The organism is Arthrobacter sp. MOO21 (genome assembly GCF_057369995.2).
On sequence record NZ_CM170671.2, the window covers coordinates 1,760,661 to 1,783,151 of the forward strand.

At 65.4% G+C, this 22,491-nt stretch carries 15 protein-coding genes; 6 read left to right on the forward strand and 9 right to left on the reverse strand.

The genetic code is table 11. The features are described from left to right. The first annotated feature begins 202 nt into the window (after positions 1 to 202). Entirely contained in the window at positions 203 to 1,603 is a 1,401-nt protein-coding gene (locus AC2JAJ_RS08130; RefSeq protein ID WP_486416238.1) for an amino acid permease, read from the forward strand. A 10-nt stretch (positions 1,604 to 1,613) separates the two neighbouring features. Beyond that, positions 1,614 to 2,921: a M18 family aminopeptidase gene (locus tag AC2JAJ_RS08135; RefSeq protein WP_486416237.1), complete on the forward strand. Its 1,308-nt coding sequence runs from the start codon at positions 1,614 to 1,616 to the stop codon at positions 2,919 to 2,921. A 20-nt stretch (positions 2,922 to 2,941) separates the two neighbouring features. On the opposite strand, the gene AC2JAJ_RS08140 is transcribed toward AC2JAJ_RS08135, so the two are convergent. The 5 genes from AC2JAJ_RS08140 to AC2JAJ_RS08160 form a co-directional block, all read right to left on the reverse strand. Further along, positions 2,942 to 3,601, reverse strand: coding sequence for a NeuD/PglB/VioB family sugar acetyltransferase (locus tag AC2JAJ_RS08140; RefSeq protein ID WP_486416236.1), 660 nt, complete (start codon positions 3,599 to 3,601; stop codon positions 2,942 to 2,944). Continuing rightward, on the reverse strand, positions 3,598 to 4,764 hold the full coding sequence (locus AC2JAJ_RS08145) for a DegT/DnrJ/EryC1/StrS family aminotransferase (protein WP_486416235.1): 1,167 nt from the start codon (positions 4,762 to 4,764) through the stop codon (positions 3,598 to 3,600). Before AC2JAJ_RS08145 ends, AC2JAJ_RS08140 begins: the two co-directional genes overlap by 4 nt. Positions 4,765 to 4,813: 49 nt before the next feature. Further along, on the reverse strand, positions 4,814 to 5,947 hold the full coding sequence (locus AC2JAJ_RS08150; protein ID WP_486416234.1) for a Gfo/Idh/MocA family protein: 1,134 nt from the start codon (positions 5,945 to 5,947) through the stop codon (positions 4,814 to 4,816). Positions 5,948 to 5,968: 21 nt separating this feature from the next. Next, positions 5,969 to 7,549, reverse strand: a complete 1,581-nt coding sequence (locus AC2JAJ_RS08155; protein ID WP_486416233.1) for a sugar transferase — start codon at positions 7,547 to 7,549, stop codon at positions 5,969 to 5,971. Positions 7,550 to 7,701: 152 nt separating this feature from the next. Continuing rightward, positions 7,702 to 10,428: a LuxR C-terminal-related transcriptional regulator gene (locus AC2JAJ_RS08160; protein WP_501053443.1), complete on the reverse strand. Its 2,727-nt coding sequence runs from the start codon at positions 10,426 to 10,428 to the stop codon at positions 7,702 to 7,704. Between the two features lie 524 nt (positions 10,429 to 10,952). On the opposite strand from AC2JAJ_RS08160, the gene AC2JAJ_RS08165 reads away from it, so the two are divergent. Both AC2JAJ_RS08165 and AC2JAJ_RS08170 read left to right on the forward strand, forming a co-directional pair. Then, positions 10,953 to 12,833 carry a hypothetical protein gene (locus AC2JAJ_RS08165; protein WP_501053444.1) on the forward strand — a complete coding sequence of 627 codons (1,881 nt, stop codon included), beginning with the start codon at positions 10,953 to 10,955 and terminating at the stop codon, positions 12,831 to 12,833. Continuing rightward, positions 12,830 to 13,849: an aminoglycoside phosphotransferase family protein gene (locus AC2JAJ_RS08170; RefSeq protein ID WP_486416231.1), complete on the forward strand. Its 1,020-nt coding sequence runs from the start codon at positions 12,830 to 12,832 to the stop codon at positions 13,847 to 13,849. The genes AC2JAJ_RS08165 and AC2JAJ_RS08170 overlap by 4 nt, the downstream gene beginning before the upstream one ends. A gap of 61 nt (positions 13,850 to 13,910) precedes the next feature. Here the strand turns inward: AC2JAJ_RS08170 and AC2JAJ_RS08175 are convergent, their stop codons facing one another. Continuing rightward, entirely contained in the window at positions 13,911 to 15,362 is a 1,452-nt protein-coding gene (locus AC2JAJ_RS08175) for a lipopolysaccharide biosynthesis protein (protein ID WP_486416230.1), read from the reverse strand. A gap of 201 nt (positions 15,363 to 15,563) precedes the next feature. Here AC2JAJ_RS08175 and AC2JAJ_RS08180 point away from each other — a divergent pair, with 201 nt between their 5' ends. Next, the gene (locus tag AC2JAJ_RS08180) at positions 15,564 to 16,724 is read left to right on the forward strand and encodes a glycosyltransferase family 4 protein (RefSeq protein ID WP_486416229.1); all 1,161 of its coding nucleotides are present in this window, start codon (positions 15,564 to 15,566) and stop codon (positions 16,722 to 16,724) included. A gap of 193 nt (positions 16,725 to 16,917) precedes the next feature. Then, on the forward strand, positions 16,918 to 18,201 hold the full coding sequence (locus AC2JAJ_RS08185) for a hypothetical protein (protein ID WP_486416228.1): 1,284 nt from the start codon (positions 16,918 to 16,920) through the stop codon (positions 18,199 to 18,201). 332 nt (positions 18,202 to 18,533) lie between these two features. Here AC2JAJ_RS08185 and AC2JAJ_RS08190 read toward each other — a convergent pair whose 3' ends face one another. From AC2JAJ_RS08190 to AC2JAJ_RS08200, 3 genes are all read right to left on the reverse strand, one after another. Further along, complete coding sequence (locus AC2JAJ_RS08190; RefSeq protein WP_486416227.1) at positions 18,534 to 19,298, reverse strand: glycosyltransferase family protein; 765 nt, start codon at positions 19,296 to 19,298, stop codon at positions 18,534 to 18,536. Positions 19,299 to 19,612: 314 nt separating this feature from the next. Next, on the reverse strand, positions 19,613 to 20,740 hold the full coding sequence (locus AC2JAJ_RS08195; RefSeq protein ID WP_486416226.1) for a glycosyltransferase: 1,128 nt from the start codon (positions 20,738 to 20,740) through the stop codon (positions 19,613 to 19,615). A gap of 96 nt (positions 20,741 to 20,836) precedes the next feature. Then, on the reverse strand, positions 20,837 to 22,408 hold the full coding sequence (locus AC2JAJ_RS08200; RefSeq protein WP_486416225.1) for a tyrosine-protein kinase domain-containing protein: 1,572 nt from the start codon (positions 22,406 to 22,408) through the stop codon (positions 20,837 to 20,839). Positions 22,409 to 22,491 lie beyond the last annotated feature (83 nt).

Genomic DNA, 22,491 nt, shown 5'->3' on the forward strand with positions numbered 1-22,491 from the left:
CTTATCTTGCCTATTACGCCTCCTGCTTGGAGTCCCGTCCTGTTGGTCGTCACCAGATCTGGAGAATCGCACAAAGCCTGGCGCCCGGGGACGGACCTAGGGTAAAACGACGATGTGGCGCACCACACGGCCTGCCCGAAGTGGCCACACCGCCCCAGACCCCCTGCCTCCCCAGGCTATTCCCCAACAGGACGGCGCTCCCATGCAAGACCAACAACTCTCCAAATCCCTGAAACCCAGGCACCTGTCGATGATCGCCATTGCCGGCGTCATCGGTGCAGGACTCTTTGTCGGCTCGGGGGCCGCGATCCAGCAGGCCGGACCCGGCATCCTTATCGCCTACGCTGCCGCCGGCCTTGTGGTCATCCTGGTGATGCGCATGCTGGGCGAGATGGCGGCAGCGAACCCGGAAACAGGATCCTTTTCCACTTACGCAGACAAGGCGCTGGGCCGCTGGGCAGGGTTCAGCATCGGCTGGCTCTATGCCTGGTTCTGGATCATCGTCCTGGGCATCGAGGCCACCGCAGGTGCAGCGATCATGCACCGGTGGGTTCCCGGCATCGACCAGTGGGTGTGGGCCCTTGTCCTCATGGTGCTGCTGACGCTCACCAACCTCGGATCCGTGAAGTCCTACGGCGAGTTCGAGTTCTGGTTCGCATCCATCAAGGTCGCGGCGATCGTCCTCTTCCTGATCTTCGGCGCCGCCGCCATCCTGGGCCTCATCCCCGGCGTTCCGGCCCCCGGCCTGAGTAACCTGCTGGACAACGGGGGCTTCATGCCCAACGGCCCGGGCGCAGTTTTGGCCGGCATCCTCGTCGTCGTCTTCTCCTTCTTCGGCGCGGAAATCGCCACCATCGCCGCCGGCGAATCCGTGAACCCGGTGGACGCGGTGAAGAAGGCCGTAAAGTCCACAGTCTGGCGCATCCTCGTTTTCTACATCGGCTCCATCGCCGTGGTGGTCACCCTGCTGCCGTGGAACTCCGCCTCCGTGGCCAAGAGCCCCTACGTTGCAGTCATCGAGCTGTTCGGCATTCCCGGTGCCGGCACGATCATGGACGTCGTGGTGCTGACCTCGGTCCTTTCCTGCCTCAACTCCGGCCTGTATACCGCCAGCCGCATGCTTTTCTCGCTCTCGACCCGCGGGGACGCACCCCGCTCGTGGACCCGCATCTCCGGCCGTGGCGTCCCCGCCGCCGCTGTGCTGGCCTCCACCGTGGTCGGCTTTGTCACGGTGGGCCTGAACTACATCGCTCCCGACACGGTCTTCCTGTTCCTGGTCAACACCTCCGGTGCGATCGCCCTGTTCGTCTGGCTGGTCATCTCCGCCTCCCAGCTGATCCTCCGCCGCCGGATGGGCGCGGCAGGCAACGACCTGCAGTTGAAGATGTGGCTTTTCCCCTACCTCACCTGGGCCGCCATCATCAGCATCGTGGCCCTGCTGATCGGCATGGTCATCGTTGAGTCCACCCGCGAGTCGCTGCTGCTCTCCCTGGCGCTGGCGGCCGTCGTGGTGGGCATGGGAGTCTTCCGGTACCGCCGGAAGGGCACCGCCCAGCCGGCTGTGGCAACCGCCGGAACCCCGGCGGAGGAAGCCCGGCGCTAGACTCGGGACCATGCCTTTGCCTTCCTCCGCTGCAGACCACGTCCGCGACCTTGGCACCTACGTCACCGCGTCGCCGTCGAGCTTCCACGCTGCCTCCGAGGGCGGCAGGCGGCTCGAGGAAGCCGGGTTCATCCGGCTGGACGAGCTGCAGCCGTGGGAAGGCGGGGCGGGCCGGTTCTTCGTGATCCGTGACGGCGCCCTCATCGCATGGGTTGTCCCCGAGGGCGCCGGTCCGGCCACCGGATTCAACATCCTCGGCGCCCACACGGATTCGCCGTCCTTCAAGCTCAAGCCCAAGCCCACCACCGGGGCCTACGGCTGGCTCCAGGCCGGCGTGGAGGTGTACGGCGGGCCGCTGCTGAATTCCTGGCTTGACCGGGAACTGCGGCTCGCCGGTCGGCTGGTGATGCTGGACGGAACGGAACACCTGGCAGCCACCGGACCCCTGCTCCGGTTCCCGCAGCTGGCGATCCACCTGGACCGGGCCGTCAACGACGGGCTCACCCTGGACAAACAGCGGCACATGAATCCGGTGTGGGGGCTTGGTGACCCTGCCGGCGCCGACCTGCTCGCCGTCCTGGCTTCCTCCGTGGAGGGCGCGGACGTGGACCCGGCACAGATTGGCGGGTACGACGTCGTCATTGCAGACACGCAGGCACCAGCGGTTTTCGGCGGCAAGGGGGAGTTCTTCGCGTCCGGGCGGCTGGACAACCTTTCCGCCACCCACGCCGGCCTTGCGGCGCTCATCGCGCACGCTTCCGGTTCCGGGGCTTCGGCGGGGGGCCCCATTGCCGTGCTTGCCGCCTTCGACCATGAGGAAATCGGTTCCAATTCACGCTCCGGTGCCTGCGGGCCCATCCTCGAGGACGTGCTGGTGCGCATCTCCGACGGCCTCGGCGCGACGCTGGGCGAACGGCGGCAGGCCCTGGCGGCGTCGTTCTGCCTGTCAGCCGACGCCGGCCACGCGGTCCATCCGAACTATGCCGAGCGGCACGACCCCGCCAACCATCCCGTCCTGAATGGCGGCCCGCTGCTGAAGATCAATGCCAACCAGCGCTATGCCACGGATGCCTTTGGGGCGGCGTTCTGGGCGCGGCTCTGCGCTGAGTCGGGTGTGCCTTACCAGGAATTCGTCTCCAACAACACCATGCCCTGCGGTTCGACCATTGGACCGCTGACGGCAACCCGCCTGGGCATCCGGACGGTGGACGTGGGCGTGCCGCTGCTCTCCATGCACTCGGCCCGGGAACTGTGCGGGGTGGAGGATCCCCTGCGCCTGTCCACCGTCACGGAGCTGTTCTTCCGTACCAGGCTCTAGTCCACACCCGTGGCGCAGCCCTAGCGGGCCCTGCGGTAGTTGAACACGTCGTGGTCGATCTGGTGGGCGGGAACACCAACCCAGGTTTCGCCGTCGGGCACGTTGCTCAGGACCGCCGCGCCCATTCCAATGGTGGCGTAATCCCCCACGGACGTCCTTTCCCGGACGCTGGAGTTCAAGCCCAGGTAGGCAGCCCTCCCCACCCGGACGCCGCCGCCCAGCGAAACTCCCGCAGCGAACGTCGCAAAGTCCGATACGTCGTCGTCGTACGAAAACGTCACCGAGGGCATGGCCACCACGTGCGCACCCAGCGTCACGGCAGCAGTGAGCGTCACGTTGCGCATCAGGATGCTGCCGCGCCCGATCCGGCAGCCCTCCGGGTACTGCACGGAGGGATCGACGGCGGTGGCGTACCGCGACTCCTGGATCCCCAGGGAGGCCAGGTGCTGCACCACGGATTCGCGCTCCTTGCTGGACGCCAGGCACACCAGCAGGAAGGCGTGCGTGTATTTGGTGGCGTCATCGATGGTCCCCAGGACCGGGGCCCCGTCCACCGTGACGCCGGCCATCTCCTCGTCATCGTCCAGCAAGCCCACAACGTCGTACTGGCCGCTGCCGCGCACCATGGCAAGGACTTCGCGGGCAAGGCCGCTCGCTGCAACGAGGATCAGCTCGCTCACGAGCCCACCGGGTGGGCCGTGTTCCTGATTGCGTTGATGACCCGGTTGATGCTGGCCGTGTCGATTTCATGGAATACCGGGAGCACCAGGGTGCGGTCGCTCAGCCGCTCGGTGCCCCGGAGCGAGGCATTGCCGGTGTCCCGCCACCGATAGGCCGGCTGGCGGTGGGCCGCATAGGGCCCCCGGCGGCCGGTGATTCCCGCTTCGGCGAGCCTTCCCAGCAGCGTTTCCCGGGTGGCGGGGAACGTTGGCAGGACTTCCAGCCATAAGGACTGGAAATTGGTGGTGCCGTAGGGCGGATCGGAGACAATCCGCAAACCTTTCAGGCCTGCCAGTGCCTCAATGTACGTGCCGGCGATCTTTCGGCGCCGCTCCACCATTTCCGGCAGGCGCTTCAGTTGCACTATGCCGACGGCCGCCTGGAGGTCCGTCATGCGGTAGTCGAAGCCGACTTCCAGGCAGACTTCCCGTGGTGACAGGCACGATTCCCCACTGTCCAGGACGGCCAGGTTGCTTGAATGTTCCCGGAGGGTGCGGGCACGGACTGCCCAGTCGGCCCTGCGGGTGGTGAGCATGCCGCCTTCACCGGTGGTCAGTATGTGGCTTTGATGGAAGGACCAGACAGCCACATCTGCTCCGGCGCCCACCGGCCTGCCTTTATACCGCGAACCCGCGGCGCAGGCTGCATCTTCGATCACCGTGATCTCATGGCGGTCGCACAATGCCCGGATCGGATCCAGGTCCACCGGAACCCCTGCCTGGTCCACCACGATCACCGCGCGGGTGTCCAGGGTCAGGGCGGCATGGATGGTTTCCGCGGTCACGTTCCCCGTGGCGGGGTCGACGTCGCAGAAGACCGGACGGGCACCCACATAGGTCACCGCGTTGGCCGCGGCGATGAAGGTCAAGGAAGGCACCACCACGTCGTCGCCCGGACCTATCCCCGCCACCACCAGGGCCAGGTGCAGGGCTGTTGTGAAGCTTGACGTGGCCACCGCGAAACGGGCACCGTGGGCGAGTGCAAAGCCTGCCTCGAACTCCTTGACCTTCGGGCCCTGGGTTACGCAACCCGAATAGACGACATCGGCAAGGGCGTGGGCTTCCTCCTGCCCCAGCCACGGCTTCGTGACTTCTATGCGGGCGACGACGGATTCCGTGGCCACGGGGCACCAACTTTCTTGGGAGGAGCAGGATGGGGGCCGGTATTTTCCTTCACGTGGACCACAAAGTGCTCTTATGCCCGGTTCCGGCGGTTTCCTGGCCGTCCGGTGGCGGCGCAACAGCGGCGGATGCCTGCCCGTCCCGGGCCCGGCTCCGGGTGGCGGCCTCAAGGACTGACAGCACGCGCAGTCCCGGCGCAGTGGCAGAGCCTGCTTTCCGCTGGCCGCGGATGCAGTGGGCAAGCTCAGTGGCCAGCCGGGCACGGTTCTCGGCGTCCAGCACCGACACCGGCACTTCCTCGTCCTCTTGTTGGAGCAGGATGGGTTCTGCCCAATAGGGTGCGGTGCGGGGCTGTCCGCCCAACGGTCCGGGGTTGAGGAGGCGAAGCCGCTCCTGGACCAGCATGCCATCCCAGGCCAGCGTAAGCCGGGTGCCTGCGATGACCAGCCGGTGGCTCTTCACATGGCTCAACCTGTTGATGTGCAGATGCACCGGCGCGTCATTGGGAAGCCTGAAATACACGTGGCCCACGCAGTCGCGGCCGGTGCCCAGCGGGTCCCCTCCAAAGGCTGACACACTCCAGGGGTTGAGGCCGCCCGGGAGCACGTGGTCCAGGACTGCAAGGCTGTCCGGGGACAGGTCCCAGAACACGTCACGGTCGGCCCGGGCCAGTCCGGTTTCGGACCGCCGGGCCTCGATGAACAGGATCTCGCCGAGGGCGTCGCTGTCCATCACTTTCTGCATCCGTTGCACGGCCGGGTCGAAGGAGGCCGCGCTCTTGGCCATGAGCACTACGCTTTCGCTTTCCGCTTCCGCCGCCATTTCGCGTCCACGTTCGAGGCTGTCGGCGAGCAGTTCTTCCACCAGGACGTGTTTACCGGCGCGCAGCGCGGTCATCACGGTCCCGTAAAGGGCACGGTGGGAGGTAGCGATCACCACCGCGTCCAGGTCGACGCAGTCCAGGAGTTCGTCAATCGCCGCAAAGCTTGGAACATCATCCAGCTTGCGCGAAAGCCGGGTGGCCCTGAGGGGATCCGCGTCGCAGACCGCCACCAGTTCCCAGTCCGGACTGGCCTGGAAAGCTTTGGCCAGGCCGGCGCCACGCGATCCTGTACCCACCACCGCGGCCCGGAGTTTGCGCGGCACTAAGTGGACCAGGCTGAAAGTACTTTCCCAGGGCTCCATGGCTTCCTCTTCCTCAATACCTCAGTAAGCGCCGGAGGGCTGGACCACCGCACGGAAGGTCCGCCACAGGATCAGCAGGTCCCCGGCGATTGACCAGTTCTCGACGTAGTACAGGTCCAGCCGCACCGCTTCGTCCCAGGAAAGATCAGACCGTCCGTTGATCTGCCAAAGGCCGGTGAGGCCTGGCTTGATCAGGAGGCGCCTGTGGGTGTGGCGCTCGTAGCCGTTGACTTCGCGGGCAAGGGGCGGGCGCGGACCCACCAGGCTCATGTCGCCCGTAAAGACGTTCCAAAGCTGCGGCAGCTCGTCCAGCGAGTACTTCCGCATCCACCGTCCGCATTTAGTCACCCGCGGGTCTTCACGCATCTTGAACAGCACGCCTGCGCCCTCGTTGCTGGTGTTCAGGTGTGCCAGGCGTTCTTCGGCGTCCACCACCATGGACCGGAACTTGTACATCCCGAACGTCCGGCCGTCTTTTCCGACGCGTTCCTGCCGGAACAGGACGGGGCCCGGGCTGTCCCGGCGCACGATGGCGGCCAGGAGCAGGAGCACCGGCGACAGGACCAGCAGCGCACAGCCGGCAAGGGCCACGTCCACCACCCGCTTGAGGATGTGTTTTCCACCCGAGTACTGCGGGATGTCGACGTGCATCAGCGGAAGGCCTTCCACCGGCCGCCAATGGATCCTCGGCCCTGCAACGTTCGTCAGGGTTGCCGCCAGCACCATTTCCGCTGAGCACTCCTCCAGCTGCCACCCCAGCTCACGGATGAACCGGTTCCCGCCCGGAAGGGGGCCGGCAATGATCACGGAGTCCGCCGTCGCCAGCCTGGCCGTCCTGGGGATGTCATCGGTTGAGGAGAGGACGGGAACGATCTCATCGTCCACCCGCAACTTTGCCCCCCGGCGGGAGCCTGGCAGGCAGACACCCAGGATCTGGTAGACGGGCCCTGACTTCTTCCTGATCTGGTGGACCACGTACCGCACGTCCTCAGGCTCACCCACCACGATGGCGCGGGACAGGTGCCGGCCCTTGGCCTTCTCGGTTGCCAGCCGGCGGCGGAACAGCCAGCGGTTGGCGGTCAAGGCAGTGATCCCCAGGGGCAGCGATACGGTCACGAGGGCGGAGCCGCCATTGATCGAGAACACGACGGCGGCCATCGCCAGCAAACCGAAAACCCGGAACGTTGCGGCAGCCACGCGCTTGTACTCGTCGGCCCCGACGCCCAGGACCTTGGAATCCCGGGTCCTGTTGATTTCCAGGGCGGCCATCCAGATGACCGCCACCGCGGCCGCCGGTCCCGCGCTGGTTCCGTCAAGGAGTGTTCCGCCACCGGCGGCCATGGAACCCAGGAACACCGCACCCGCCACCATCAGGGAGTCGGTCACCCGCAGGAGGTTGATGTGCGTGGAGATCCAGTCGGCTGACGCTTTGCGGTTCAGGGCCGGGGCGAGGACACTGGCCGGCCGGGCCGGGCCGGGCCGCACTGCCGGGACGGGACGCTCCCCTGCAAGGCTGCCCGCGATCAGGGAGGGCTTCGCCTCGTACGGAATCGTGCGCCATGGGATGGGGCGCCGCTGTCGGGTAATGGGTACTTCTGCCAAGGTAACCCCTTACGGTGTGTCCACCGGTCTTGTGACTGTGAGTCAAAACTAGCTACGGAAAACAAGGTGAGCAGTGTTTCGGCGGCCGGCTTGTGGGCCCCGCCAAGGAACATTGTGGAAAATGCGGATTGCACCAGAAGCTGCGGCTGCACTCAGAGAACAGGCAGTACGTACGGCTCCATGACGGGTTTTGCCTTGCTCGCCGCGAGGGCCGTCAGCTGGGCCCGCGATTCAACTCCGAGTTTGCGGTAAATGGCCGTCAGCCGTACTTCCACGGTCCGCACCGAAACGAAGAGCGTGGCCGCGATTTCTTTGTTCCGCATTCCGCGGGCAACCATTTTCGCCAGCACGCGTTCATGGTCGGCGAGGAGCAGCAGGGCAGGGTTCCCCTGCTGGCTTGGGGCCTCCACCCTTTCATCGAGCAGCAAGGCATCCACCTGCTGGACCCACGCGTCAGCGCCGATCTCGTCGAACATGACCTTCGCCCGCAACATCCCGTCGCGGGCATCCCGCAGCCGGCCCAGGGCCTTCAGCCGTTCTGCGTAGGCCAGCATGGTCCTGGCCCGCTCCAGCAGGGAATCGCGTGCATTCCGTCCCTCCAGTGCCTGGGCGAACAGCTGCAGTGATTGCTCCCCGTCGGCAAGGATCGCGCGGCTGCGGGCAACCGCAGCCATCAGCCACGGGGACCGCAGGCCCACGGAGCGGCTCTCGAGGTTCACCAGTGCCTGCGTGGCCTCGCGGTGGCGTCCCAGCCGGACCAGTACTTCGACGAGGTCCGCGTCGCACCGCAGCAGCGTGGGACTGCTGAAGCGCAGGCCAATTTCGGCTGCCCGCGACAGTTGGGCAAGCGACTCGGCGAGATCGCCCCGGAGCAGGGCGAAGTGGCCCTGCCATGCCGCAAGCTGCGCCGTGACTGCGGGGTGGCTGTCCGCGCCGGCGTGGCGTTGGGCCTCGGCCGCATACGTGTGGGCCAGGGCCTCGTCGCCCAGCGCGTGCGCCTTCCAGACGCGGAAGACATGCCGCATGCCGCGCAGGTACTTAAGCTGTGGTTCGCGGACCTCCAGTTCATCGATCAGCTTGACTGCTGCCCTGATGTTTCCGGCCCTGATCTCGTTGTCCGCCGCCAGGAACAGTGCGGTTTCCCGCCAGTTGGCATGCGCGGATTCCTGGGAGGCACGGACCCGGGCAAAGATTTCCTGTGCGTGGTCATAGCGCTCCGCGTAGCTGAGTGCCCGGCCCTGGACCAGGAGTGCGGCAAGGCTGCTTTCGCCTTCCGGGTTGTGCTTGCGGCCCAGGTGTTCGCTGCTGCCGCTGATGCATTCGGTCAGCAGCTCCGCCTGTCCTTCGATCTCCAGGCAGGCCGCGGATGCGGAATCCTGGAAGTTTTTGGCATAGCCAAGCAGTTCGCGTGCGTCGGCCAGTTCCCACCGCTCGGCATAGTAGATGGCAGCGACTGCCAGGAGGTTCGCGGCGAAGGACGGGTCGTGTTGGCCGAATTCCTTCACCAGGCGCAGCACCATGCTTGAACGCACTGCAGCCCCTTGAATGAAGTCGATCTCAAAGGAGAGGCCCGTCAGCCTCAGGATCAGGGCGGGGTTCCGGGTAATCCGTTGGGCCCACTCCAGGTAGCGCCTGGCGTAGACGAACTCCCCGCGGTTGAACAGCAGCTCAGCTACGGTGGCCAGCCGGGCTGCCGTTTCCGCCTCCCAGGGATTGATGCTCAATGCACGTTCCACGTATTCGACGGCGAAAGCCACCTCGCCGCCCCGTATCAGGTCCACGGCGTGGCGAAGCAGGCCGAAGGGTGTCTGGCGTTCCAACGCCGTGAAACTGAGGTGCCACCTGCGGGCGTAGGGATCGGTGTCTGCCGAGGCTTCCGCCAAGGCGCGGTGGCTGGCCGTCCGGACGGCCGGCGTCATGGAGGCAAAAATGTAGCCCCGCAGCAGCTGGTCCCGGATTCCGACATACGGGCCCGTCCGGCGGACTATCCCGCGGGTCAGCAGTTCGTCCAGGCCTGCCCAGACGTCCGGCATGACCTTTTCGAGGCTGGGGATGTCGCTCCGGTACGAAAGGGACAGGATGTCCAGGAGGTGACGGGCGGGTGCGCTGAGTCCGCCGACAAGCAAGGCGAATTCCGCCTCAAAGCTGCCCTTGCAGGGCAACGGGACCGGGAGCGCGAATTTGCCCTCCGCGTGCCGCTCCAGGAGCCGGCTGTGGAGTTCGACGGCGGCGAGCGGGTTTCCGCGGCTGGCGGCGGCTACGGCGTGTGCAACAGCAGTCGTTGCCTGCTTGGTGGGGATGGCCTCCAACATCCTTACGGTATCGCTGTAGTTCAGCGGCTGAAGGCACAGCACGGGCAGGCCGCTGAACGGACTGGCCGGGTTATCATCGCGCAGGCAAACGACCAAGGCGATGTCGGTTCCCGCCAGGCGGCGGGCAAGGAATCCGATGACCGCCTGGCTGCACGGATCCAGCTGGTCGGCGTCGTCGATCACGATGACGGTCCGGGCGGATGAGCGCTGGTGCAGGCCGTTGAGGAGCAGTGAGGAGATCGCCGGCACATCCAGGGTTCCGGCCGCGTCGCGCAGCAGCTCATCCGAAATCCTGTTGAGTACGGGATCGTCCATGGCGTTGAGGAGGGCGGTCAATCCGGACAGGGGCCAGTCCGATTCGAATGCGGTGGCTCCCAGGAAGACCGTCCGGTATTCGGAGAGTGTGGGAATTTCTGAAAGCAACGCGGACTTCCCCACCCCATGTCCGCCGGTGACTGCCAAGGCGGCGTCCTTGGGTCCGCGGATTACGGACAGGACCCGATCCAATTCCTTGTTTCGGCCTAATAAAGACATGGGTCCCCAATTCTCGAAGAAGGAGACCGGCATTCTTTCGGTTGTAGTTTTCGACACAGCCCGTTTTAAAAAGCGAGCTCACCGTCCTGGAAGTCAGGTGAATAACCTTCAGGGCGGGGGCCCTCAGCGTACTGCCTCGGGCACGGTACCCAGCCGTAGATGAGAATATAGCCGCGAAAATGAAAGCCGCGCCATACGATCCTGCTTTGGATTTGCTCAAGATCGCCCCCGCTTTTGCTCAAGATGCCGGGGCATGCCCCTACCTACCTAAGCCCCGCTGTTCCCGCACTCCCCTACCTAATGGTTTGCTGCATGCGCACATCCCCGTGCCAGCCCTGATTGCCGCCGGGAGGCCCCTTACCTGCGTAGTGCGGGAACCCACCTGCCGAAAAAGTGAGTACCTTCTACTCGTGATACTGGAGCAGCGTGGGCATAGTCTCCCGGAACGGCCGCTGCGCCGGCGGGACACCTGCGTGTTTCCGTGTTTCGGACTGTCATGAAGGGTGAGTAAATTGTCAGTGTCTCCCCACCTGCCGGCCTCATTTACCAAGGCGGAATTGAATGGCGGACGTCGGCCGGTCCAGGATGGCCGGCCCATCCCGAAGGTGCACCGCGGCCTGGAAGCAGCGCTGGCGGCTTTGGAAAGCACCGGCCTGCCATGGGTGGTGCTGAGGGGCGAGAATGATTTGCTCCGCCCTGCAGGGGACGTGGACATCCTTGTTCCCCGGGAAATGGTGCGCGGCCTGGACGACCTTCTTGACGGCGTGGGGTTCCGCCGCGTCCGGGCCTTGGGCCACGGCAGCCACCGCTTCTACTTCCGGTACTTTCCCGGCGACGATCTTTGGCTCAAGCTCGACATTGTTTCGGACATCAGTTTCGGGCGGTTCCAGGAACTTGGCACGGGGCTTGCGGAGGGTTGCCTGCGGCGGAGGGTCCGTCTGGGTCCCTTGTGGCTGCCGGACCCCGCTGACCAGGCCTGGCTCCACATCCTGCACCTGGTCCTGGACAAGGGCGAAATAGCCCCCGGAAGAGTGGAAGCTGCGAGGGCCGCCCGCGTCCTGGCATCGGCCACGGACCCTGTGGCGGCCTTTGTGGACCGCAAACTGGGGAAAGGAACCGCCGCAGCCCTTCTGGATGTGTTGCAGTCCGGCAGGTTCCATGAGGTGCCTGCAATCGCCGCGGGGATGAAGTCCCGGTGGCGGGGGAGTGCGCGCCCGCCCAGGCTGGTCGCCCTGGCCCACCATGCCCTGCGGCGTGTTGGCCCGCGGCTCCAGGGGGCGGGGCCTGTCATCGGGGTCCTTGCCCCGGATGGAGCCGGCAAAACGACGCTGCTCCACGGCCTGCGCTCCCATTGCCCGCTGCCCTCGTCATACGTCTACATGGGCCTCTGGGCCAGCAGCCCTTCCGACCAGTGGATCGCAAAGGTCCCGGGCGGCATCCTCGGCAGGAAGGTGTTCCGCATCCTTCGAGGGGGATTCACGGCGAGGTACCAGTCCCTGCGGGGGAGGCTGGTGCTCCTGGACCGGCTGGCCCAGGACGGGATGCTTGGCGGCGGGCAGGCGAAGAGCCGGCTGCGGAGGCTCTCAGATGGCCTGGCGCTGTACGTCCAACCGCGGCCGGACCTTGTCCTGGTGCTTGATGTGCCCGGCGAGGTGATGTACGCACGCAAAGGCGAACACAGCCCCGGGGTACTCGAGGAGTGGCGGAACGCCTACCTGGAGCTGGCAGCACACCTTCCCGCGGCGCGCATCATCGATGCCAGTGAGTCCGAATCCCAGGTTCGACGCAAGGCGTCCGAACTTCTCTGGAAGGTAGTAAGCGGCGAAAAGACGGCGGGGCCGGCAGACCCCGACCCCATTCCCCTGCACCAGTGGATGCTGATGGACTGGCGCTTCCTGCTTCCCCAGGGCAAAACAGGGAAAGTTGGTTACGGCGGCAGGATCAGCCCCGAGGCAGTAGCAGCCATCAGCCTGCTGGATCCTGCCGCCCGCAGCATCGAAGCCGGCAAAGAGCCGGCGGCGGTGCCCGATCTCGATACCGTGCTGCTGTCCCGGCCGGACCTCGCCCTGGTCGAAGTGGCCGCGGCCTCCCTGCGCCCCAACGGATGGGTGTGCGTGCAGGTGCAGCGCTCGTTCGGAACACGTTCCGGCCCGCGTACCCTTGCGGGGTGGAAGCGGGCCATGGAGAAACTGGGTTTTGAAGACGTGGCCGTCTATTGGCATGTGCCCAGGTTCGAAGGACCGGAACGCCTGGTGCCCACGGCGTCAGTGGCCGCCGTCCGGGATACCTTGGCCCATTACTCGGGCGCCCGTTTTGGCAAGGCCAAAGCTGCAGTGGCCGGCCTGGCATTGACCCTGGGACTGTTCGATGTCGCCGCTCCAGCCGGAACGGTAATCGGTCGGTGGCCGGAGGCAGCCCCCGGGAAGGACTCCGTGTGAACTACATTGACCAGCTGCTTGCCGACCATTACGGGGATCTTGGGCTTGCCCGGTTCGGCGTTCCCCGGAAGTGGACCACCCTCCTGCTGACACCGCAGTTCGTCACGTCACGGCACGTTGTGGCGCTGGTCTTTGCTGAAGGTGCGGCCCGCCCGACGCTGGTAGTCAAAGTCCCCCGCCAACCCGGGGACAACGCCAGCGTACGGAAAGAGGCTGACGTGCTCCTTGAGCTCAAGTCCTTGGGCGTGGGGTCGGGGCAAGGTGCTCCGGAAGTAGTCGGGGTGCTGGACGTCGGCGGACAGACAGTGCTCATCGAAACGGCCGTCGGCGGCGATCTGTTGGAGCCCCGGAGGGTTGTGGAAGACTTCGCCAGGGCAGTACAGGCCGGGATGGATTTCGTCGCCGGCTTGCCCTGCACCAGGCCGGTCGCGGAAAACCCGGATTGGTACGAGCGCACGGTAGGCCGTCCCTTGGCTGCGCTTGCCTCGCTGTTCCCGGGGCAGACGGAAGTGGCCGCCCTCGTCGACCTCACACACCAGGCGTTGGCGCCATTGCGGGCGGAGCAGCTTCCGGCCGTGGTGGAACACGGCGACCTCAGCTACCAGAACTTGTTTCTCCAGCCCGACGGCCGCCTTCAGGTTGTTGACTGGGAGCGTTCCCGCATCGACGGGTTGCCGGCCCATGACCTGATCTTCTATTTGCAGTACGTCGGCCAGTCGCGGGAGCAGGCGTTGTCATCACGCCAGCTCCAGCTCCAGGCCTTCAACAACGCCTTCAGTCCCGGCGGATGGGCGGTGTCGTCGGTGACGGAGCACCTCAGGCTCCGGAACGTGGACACCGGGCTGCTTCCCTACCTGGTCATCGCCACGTGGGCGCGTTCGGCGGCCACTCTCGCCTACCGGCTCAACGGCGAGGGGACGTACGGCGGCGACCCCGGGCACCTGCAGGCGGCAGTCACCGCTGACCGTGACTTCTGGCTTTGGCGGCACGCTGTGACGGCCTGGACGCCGCGCTGATCCCTGCCGAATTCCTGGTAAAAATTCTGGGCCTTGCGCCGCCGGTCCAACAGCGGCCCCGTCAGCGACGGCGGAGGAGGACCACCAGCTCGTCGTGGAGTGACGCAAAGCCCAGGCGCAGGACGAGGTAGACGGCAGCCACCGAGGTGACCAGTACCAAAGCGGCGGTGGGCAGGCCGCCAAGGTAGGGCAGCAGGAGGATTTCCAGTCCCGCCAGGACCACCGCGAGGCTGCACGCCAGCGCAGGCAGGATTGCGCGGAGCAGGGCCCGCGCTCCTATTCCCAGGACCCTTGCCGCCACCGCCTGCATGCCGAAGGCAAACAGCACTGCCGTGGCCATCTGCGCACATGCGACGCCGACGATGCCCCACTGGGTGGACAGGATCAGGACCGGCACCAACACTGCCAACCTGACGCTGGAGAAGGTGATGGACAGTCCCGGACGGCCGATGGCCTTGTACACGTCGTTGGCGCCGGCCCCCAGGGAGCGAGCCGCGGCATACAGGGACAGGAACACCAGCGGCACCACTGAGTCAGTCCACTTTGAACCAAACACCAGGGGGACAATCACCGGTGCCAGGACCGCGAGGCCAACGCCGGACGTCATCCCGTAGAGGGACTGGATCCGCACACCCTTCAGGTAGCCTTCACGCAGGCGTCCCGGCTGGTCCTGCACCTGCGTATAGAGGGGAAACAGGACAGTGGAAAGCACAAAGAAGACATTGATGATCAGCGCTTCAGGGAGTCGGAAGGCCAGGGTGTAGTAACCAAGGGCCTGTGCACCCAGTACCGAGGCAATGATCACGTAGTCGATGTCGAAAATCAGCCGGGCCAGCAGATTGCTGCCGGCCACCGGGACGCCGAACTTGAGGGTGGCGCGGATCGCGTCCTTCGCTACCCGCCAGAGCTGCCACGGGGCGTCGCGCCGGATCAGGAACCAACACGTGGCAGCATAGGCAACCGATCCGCTTGCAGTGCCGGCTGCCAGGGAGAAAGCTCCATAACCCGCGAAGGCGAGGGTGAGGCTGACGGCACCTGTGGTCAGTGCCCGGCAGACGGGCGCCACGGCCAGCTTCTTGAATTGCAGGTCGCGCCGGAGCAGCGCTTCCGGGACGGCCCCAAGTGCGGTGGCGAGCAGGGAGATGGCCAACACCCTCACCAGGGGTTCGACGTCGGGCAGCTGGAACAGCCCGCCGATCCAGGGCGCAGCGATAATGGCCAGGACCGCAAGGCCTGCACCCAGAACCACCGAAACGAGCAGCGCTGAGCGCGCCGCCACCGCCGAGGCAGGCAGGTAAACCAGGGCCTGGGCCACGCCGGCGTCGGCGATGGTCTCCATGTAGGCCATGAGGACCAGCGCCGCAGCCACGAGGCCGTACTGTTCCGGCGATAGGAGGCGCGCCAGCACGATCGTCGTGAGGAGCACGATGCCCTTGCCGGAGATGAGCGCGAGCCCTTGCCAGACGGCTCCCCGGAAGCCGACGCGGGCAAGTCCACCGGCGACGTTGGTCATGGTTCGGAGCCTTCCTGTGGCCACATTGCAGCAGACTACTGCCGATGTGCGGCCCGGGGGCCCGGACGGGGAAATGTTTGTGGGATTAGGGGTTTTCCCCATAACCGGTCCCGCACACTGCCGGTGCGCGCTGCCGCCGGATAAACTTGACCAGGATTAGTTTCCCCCGAAATTACCGTCTTTTGGCGTATGCGGAGAATCGTGAACAAAGCAGACGCAGTTCCCATAAATAACAATGAGCCAATTCCGGCAACCCTCATTCTTGTCGCGCCGCAGGAGAATTCCGGCGGGGTCGGAGATTATGCAGGGGAATTTGCCGCCGCTGCCGCCCCGCTGTTTTCCTCCTATCGCGAGGTCAGAACCTTTGGCCCGGGCAGCGCCGGGATTCTTGATTTGTTCCGCTACCGGAAACAGCTCTCCGCGGAGATAGGCAAGTCCCTGTCCCGCGGCCCGGTGGTACTCCACTTCGAGTTGTCCGCGGCGTCGCTGGCTCCTTTTTGGCTCCTCGCCGGCCGCGGCGTCAGTGTCATCACCACGGCAACCGTCCACGACCCCCCATGGGCGGTCTGGTGGCCCTTCCGGCTGAAGCCGGTCGCGAAGAGCAAACTTCTCCAGCACGGAATTCACCTGCCGCTTCGTCCCCTCAGCGCATGGCTGGAAAGGCTGCTGCTGCGGAACACCGCCCTTTTCGCGCTCAGCGAGGTCGGAGCCGGCGCGCTCCGGCAGACTTTCCCGGGCTCTCCGGTGATGCCCGCGGTACATTTCGTCCCGCCCAGGCCTTCTCTTGCGCCGCTCCCGGACCGGCCGCTCGCCGTCGGACTTTATGGCCACGCAGCCAAGGGCAAAGGGTTTGAAAGGCTCGTTGAGCTGCGCCACGGAATTCCCCGCGATGTGGAAGTCATTGTTGCCGGCCGCGGAACGGAGAAACTTCCTCCCGTGCCTGGAGTTACCATCCTTGGTGCTGTTGAGGGTGCCCAGGAGGACGCTTTTTTTGAATCCGTGCGGGCCATCCTGCTGCCTTACGACAAGACGAGCCGCTTTTACGGGCAGATGCTGCCGGCATCGGGCGTGGTTTCCCGGGCCTTTGCCTATGGCACTCCGGTGATCGGTTTTGACGCCGGGACTTTGGGGGAAGCCGCCAGGGCGGGGGGCCTCGTGGTGGTACCCGCCTCGGTTCCGGCGCTTGCAGAAGCCGCATACAAGACCATTACGGACCCCGCCGTCCTTGACCGCCTTGGAAACCAGATCGCGGTGCTGCGCAGGGAACGTGATGCCCGCGAGGCTGTTGCGCCTTTCGTCGCGTACTGGAGGAACGCAGTCGCCGCCGCTCTCTGCACCGGGAAGGATCTTCAGTCCTTGTAGTTCCCTGCAATGGCGGGACCGCCCGTCCGCAGACGTCATGCGGATACCCACAAACCGGCCGGGGTTGGCCTAGTGGCGGCCTCGCCGTGCACCTACGGTGAAAGTGCGGACCATTCGCCGCGACGCCAGGCCGCTTCGGGCCTCTTGAAGCCACCTGGGCGTCATGACCGATAAGCAGAGGAGCGACCAACCCGTGCAATTGCTTTCCCTTGTGGTCGCCTTGGCACTGATCAGTCTCGCGCTGATCCTGGGGCGCTCCTACCATGTGCTTATCGGGCTGGTGATCGCCGCAGGGTGGTCCCAGGCGCCCCTGCTCAGCCTCACCCATTCGAGTGCTTTCCAATACGTTGATGACGTTCCGGTCGCCGTCCTGGTTCTGGCCGCCGTCATCAGGGCTTTCACCGCTTCGGACAGGCGGCTGCAAAGGGCCCTTGGGCTGCTGTTGCTTTTGGTCCTGTTCGTCGCTATTGGGTTCATGCGTTCTCCGGACAGTGGAATCGGCATCGCCCAGGCGCGGCAGGTACTCATGCCCCTGGGGCTCGTCTTCGCAGGCTACGTGTACCGGGACCTCATCCAGTGGTCCAAGGTGGTCAGCTGGCTGCTGGTTTTCGGCGCCCTGACAGTGGCGTGGGTCATCGTAGAGGAGATCAAGCAGGCTCCGCTGATTGATCCCGCCTGGTACTACCTGAACGTTGTTGGCGGCAACCCGAAAGGAATGAGGATGGGGCTTCCACCCGCATATTTCGCGGATGGCGTCTCTGATGGCGAAGCGGCCCTCCGCCCGGGTGGCCCCTTCATGAACCCGCCGGTTATGGGCTTCCTGCTGGGGCTGGCAGCATTTGCCGCCGTCGCGAAGCTCCGTGGTTTCGCCCGGATCGGCATGTTGGCAGCAATTGGCTTGTCCCTCTTCTTCGCCTACGCCCGGGCCGGCATCCTGATCTTCCTCGTAGTGACGCTGGTCTATCTGATCTGGGTAAGAATCGGCAAATACGCCGGCCTGCTCGTGGGCATCGGACTTGGCGGCTACCTCTTCTCGACATTCGTTGAGCAAGGCAATACGGCGAGCCACTCAGACGGACTGTTCTCCGGCCTCATGCTGGGCCTGCAGTCGCCCCTTGGGCTGGGCTTCGGCACCACCGGGTACCAGGCGGCACTGGAAGGAGCGTCCACCGGCGTGGGCAGCGAGAGCCTCCTGGGCCTTTATTTCGCCTGGCTGGGCTGGCCTATCATCATCGCGGTACTGCTGCTCACTGTCCGCATCTGGAAGCTGCTCCGCCGGGTGCCGAGGGGTGCGAGCCTTGCGGTCTGGCTCACGATTGCCTTCGTCCTGGCCGTGGCTTCGTCCGAATCCGCCTCGTCGATTGCGTCGACTCCGGTTCTTTGGCTGGCCGCAGGCGCAGTCCTCGGCCTCAGGACGCCGCGGCAGGCGCCGCCGTCGTACAGCGCCCCGGGTGGCCAGGCACTGCAGCACCTGTAGGGCAACCTCCCCACAGCAAATTCCGCTCCACCACCGCCCACCTCCTGCGCCGCGAACGGCACGTCGCGTTCCGGTCCGGACAACCGGAGACAGCGGATCCGGAGTCGGCAATCCACCCATCCATCGGCCCAGGCCGCGTCGGGCACCAATTCACGGACATCAAGTCGGAGAGCTCGCTCCTGGCCCTACCGCTCGCTTCCTGGCCGTACCCATGGGTGGGGACAATCCTTGATGGTTATCCACGACTACGAAGCACGACTGGAAGGCAGCGGGCTGCGCGAATCAGGCCAGGCTGTAGCGAAGGAAGCCGGACCGCGCGAAGGAGGGTCGGGCTATCGGGAAGAGGGGCGCGGGCCGAGGGAAGCCCAGCCCCTGGTTGCCTCCTCGTGGAAGCGTTGTGCGGCCAGCGCTGCTTCGGTTCTTCCGTGTTCCAGGGCATGTTCAATCGCGGAGGCCCACGCTTCGACTTCCGGCTCCGTCCCTGGCGCGCCCCCGGCCTCCGGAACCAGGAGACGGGATTGCAGCCCGTACAGTTCCCGCAGGCTCGTCCCGGCCCGCCCCACTATCGGAACGGCCCGTTCGAGTGCCCGGACGGCGATCCCGCTTTGGTAGAACCGCTTGTACGGGATGAGTATGGCGCCACTGGTTGCAATAAGTTCATCGAGTTCCGCCTCGGAGACGAAGCGCGCGTCGACGTTCCAGCCCTTCACGTCCGGCCAGCCGCGGCCAACCACGTCGAGCTGGTACTTCGAGCCAAGCCTGCCCGCCAACGACTCGAGCAGGCCAACGTCCCGGTCAGCCTTGTACTGGCCGAGTACTCGGACACGCGGCCTGGTGTCTGTCCCATGGACGGGCGCGGGCTCGCCGGCCGCAGCGGTGGCAGGAAACATCGGATGGGGCAGCACCGTGAGGCCATCCCCCAGTCCCACGTCCTCCATGGCCTTCGCTGCTTCCTTGCTGTGCACCACGGTGGCGGGCCGGTTCCGGACCAGCCGCACCGCGCGGGCGACAGCACGGCTGCTGCCTACCGAGCGGACGAGTGGCCGCGGGTCGTGATAGATGACGATTCCCGAGCTGCCACACAGGGCCTTGACCATCAGGAGATCCAGGAAACCGAGTACCGGCCACGTGAGAAGGACCTTCCCAGGCGCGTGCGCCTTGCGTGCCTGCCGCCCCGCGGACATGAGCAGCCGCGAATAGGCTGCCAGCCAGTGCAGCCGGCTTTTTCCGGATTGTGAGGGCTCGAGAACAGAAAGCTGTTCTGACTCAATTCCTGCATCAGACAGATGCTGCACCAAGGCAGCGGTGTAATGGCTGAGCGCCATACCCAGCGGGTTTACCACAATGACCCGCGGACACCCGGCCGGGGCAGGGCGGGGAACTTGAATTCCGTTTGTCCGGAGTCCAAAGGTCACTTCCGTGCCCCCCGTCGGCTCCTCTTCCCGGCCAGGATCGCTTCCTGGAGCGTCAGTTCATAACCCGTGCAAACATCTTCCCAGTTGTAGTGCACCGCCGCCCGTTCCCTGTTTGCTGCCCTGGCCTTGGCCCTCAAGTCCTGGTCGTTCAACATCCGGCGCAATGCCTGCTCAATGGCTGCGGGGTCCGGTGACACCAGGTGTTCCTCCGTTGTCAGGACCTCGGCGTTGTAGGGGGTATGCCGCGCTACAACGGGCGCCCCGCATGCCATCGCCTGGACCAGTGCCGGGTTCGTTCCCCCCACGCTGTGGCCATGGAAGTAGACGCCCGCATGGTGCCAGAGCGACAGGAGCTTCTGGTCGTCACTGACGTGGCCAAGCCACTGGACGTTGGCGTGCTCGCCCAGGCGTTGTGCGGCTTCGTCCAGCGTTCCGCCGTAGCCACTGGAACCGACGATGACCACTGGATGCTGCTCGGCGAGGACTTCGGCCGCCTGGAAGAACTCGGAAACAGTGTTTTCGGGAACAAACCGGGCAACCATCAGCACGTAGGAATCCGGTTGCAGGCCCGGCACGACTTCACGTGGACTTTCGAGGTTCGCTCCATAGGGAATGAAGACGCTGTCCCGGCCAAAGTCTTGTTTCCAGCGGCGTTGGATTTCGCGCGAGTCGCTGATCAGGATGGTGCCGTAACGCGCCGTCAGCCGCGCCCCCTGCCGGAATACGAACTTTGCGAAACGGCTCCATTTGGCGCGTTCCCATTCAATTCCATCCACATTTACCACAGTGGGTATTCCCCGAAGCTTGAGGAGCGGAAGGAAAAAGCCATTGGCCACGTTCATCACCAATGCAACCTGGGGCTTCTGCCAGACTGCGTGAAGAACCGAGGACAAACCGAAGGAGAGGGTGCTCAGCGACTTGCTCTCCAGCCCCACAGTGGTCGTGGTTCGCACGCGTGGGTCCCGGTCGGCGTCTTCGTCTTTGGTCTGGCCGGGCCGGCAGTACACATTGACGTCCCATCCGGCGTCGGCAAGAAACGGTGCCAAGCGCCGCACGGCAGTCTCAAAGCCACCGTAATAGCTCGGGTAGCCGCGCGTCCCGATGACCACAACCGACCTGGACATTCGTTCTCCTTCGTAAGTTTCGTCAGACAGTGCTGCTGCGTTCGGTACTGCCGGCCGGAAGCGGGGGGAATCGCGGGCGGACAGGGGATGTGCCGCCTAGGATGAAGAGCCACTCCTGCTCAAGGTGTCTTCGCCCGCTTCGGAGACGGGGGAAGGAAGCTCCCGCCGCCGTGCACGCGGTGCAACATCCGGACCTTTGGGAACGGCTGCATTGGCGGGTTCCGGCTCCGGCGTGTAGTACGAGTAACCGTCGAATTCTTTTGCCGGCATACAGTTCAGCAGTGTGCCGAGAACGCCCGCACTGACCCTACGAAGGTTTCCAAGGGACTTCGAGAGCTGTTCCTTCGTCGTCCGGCCGGCCCTGACCACCACAATGGCACCGTCCGCGACGCGTGCCAGGAGCACGGCGTCGGTGACCGGGAGCAGCGGGGGAGCGTCAATAATGACAACGCCCCTCTCCGACAGGGAACCGATCAGCTGCTTCATTGACCGCGAGCTCAGAAGCTCGCTCGGGTTCGGCGGAATCCGGCCGGCTCCCAGGATCCGCAGGTTGGGCAGGTCGCTCCGTTGCTGGAGAACGTCGTCCACCCGCGCTTTTCCGGTCAGTATGTCAGTGATGCCGATGCCCGGAACCACTCCGAAGATACGGGCAAGGCTGGGGTGCCTGAGGTCTCCATCGACGACGACGACGTCCTCGCCTGCTGCCGCCATGGCCGACGCGAGGTTGGCGGCGATGGTTGATTTGCCTTCCCCGCTCACAGAACTCGTGACGACGATGATCCGGGGCGGGTTGTCCACGTCGAGGAAGGTCAAATTGGTGCGCAGTTCACGCAGTGCTTCAGCGAATGCGGGGTTTTGCCCGTATGCACCGGGCTTGCGCGACGGGCTCTCCAACACTTTGTCGCCACCTTGCAGCGCGGCATCGACCGGAAGCGCCCCAATCACCGGCACGGCGAAGAGCTGCTCAACCTCTGCTGCAGTGCGGACCCGCCGGTCCAGGCGGTGCCGCAGGAGTGCGGAGACGTAGCCGAGAAGGAGGCCCATGAGCGCACCGGAAACCGTGGACAAGCCAACGCCGGGAGAGACGGGAGCCGTGGGAACGGTGGCCGCGTCCAAAGAAACCAGGGAAAGCGGCGGTACCGCGGCAGGCGCGGGCTGGCCTGCTGCTGCCGCAGTGGCAGAGGCCTTTTCCCTCTCTTGAACCTGCTTGCCCAGCTCGGCGACCCAGGCGTCAGCGATTTTCTGCGCAGTGGTCGCGTCGGGAGACTCGGCGTGGATTCGGATTTCGGCAGTGTCACGGGGAACATTGACACTGACGGAGTCCAGCAGTTCGGCGCCCGTCATCTTCACCCCCGTGGCAGCGCTGACGTTGTCCGCAACGAGCCGCGATTCAGCCAGGGACTTGTAGTTTTTGGCCCTGGCCTTGGCGAGCGTGTCCCCGGCCAGGAGGCTGCTGACACTATCCGTTCCGGATGCGACCACCACGGCGCTGGCCTCGGCGGCATAAACACGGGGCCGCATGGAGCTCCACGCCATTGCTGCCACGGTGAAGACCAGGGTCACCACGGTGATGAACTTCCAGTAGGTCCGGGCTATCCGGGCATAGTCCCTCAGGCCAAGGCCGGCCCCGGATCCCTCGTTGCCAGCGGCAATATCCTGGTTACTCAACTGAGCTATCCCTCCTGGAGGTTGATGTTGCGGACGGGCAGGCGCGGTAAAGGGACCTGGCAGGGTCCAGTCAGTTTGCGGGA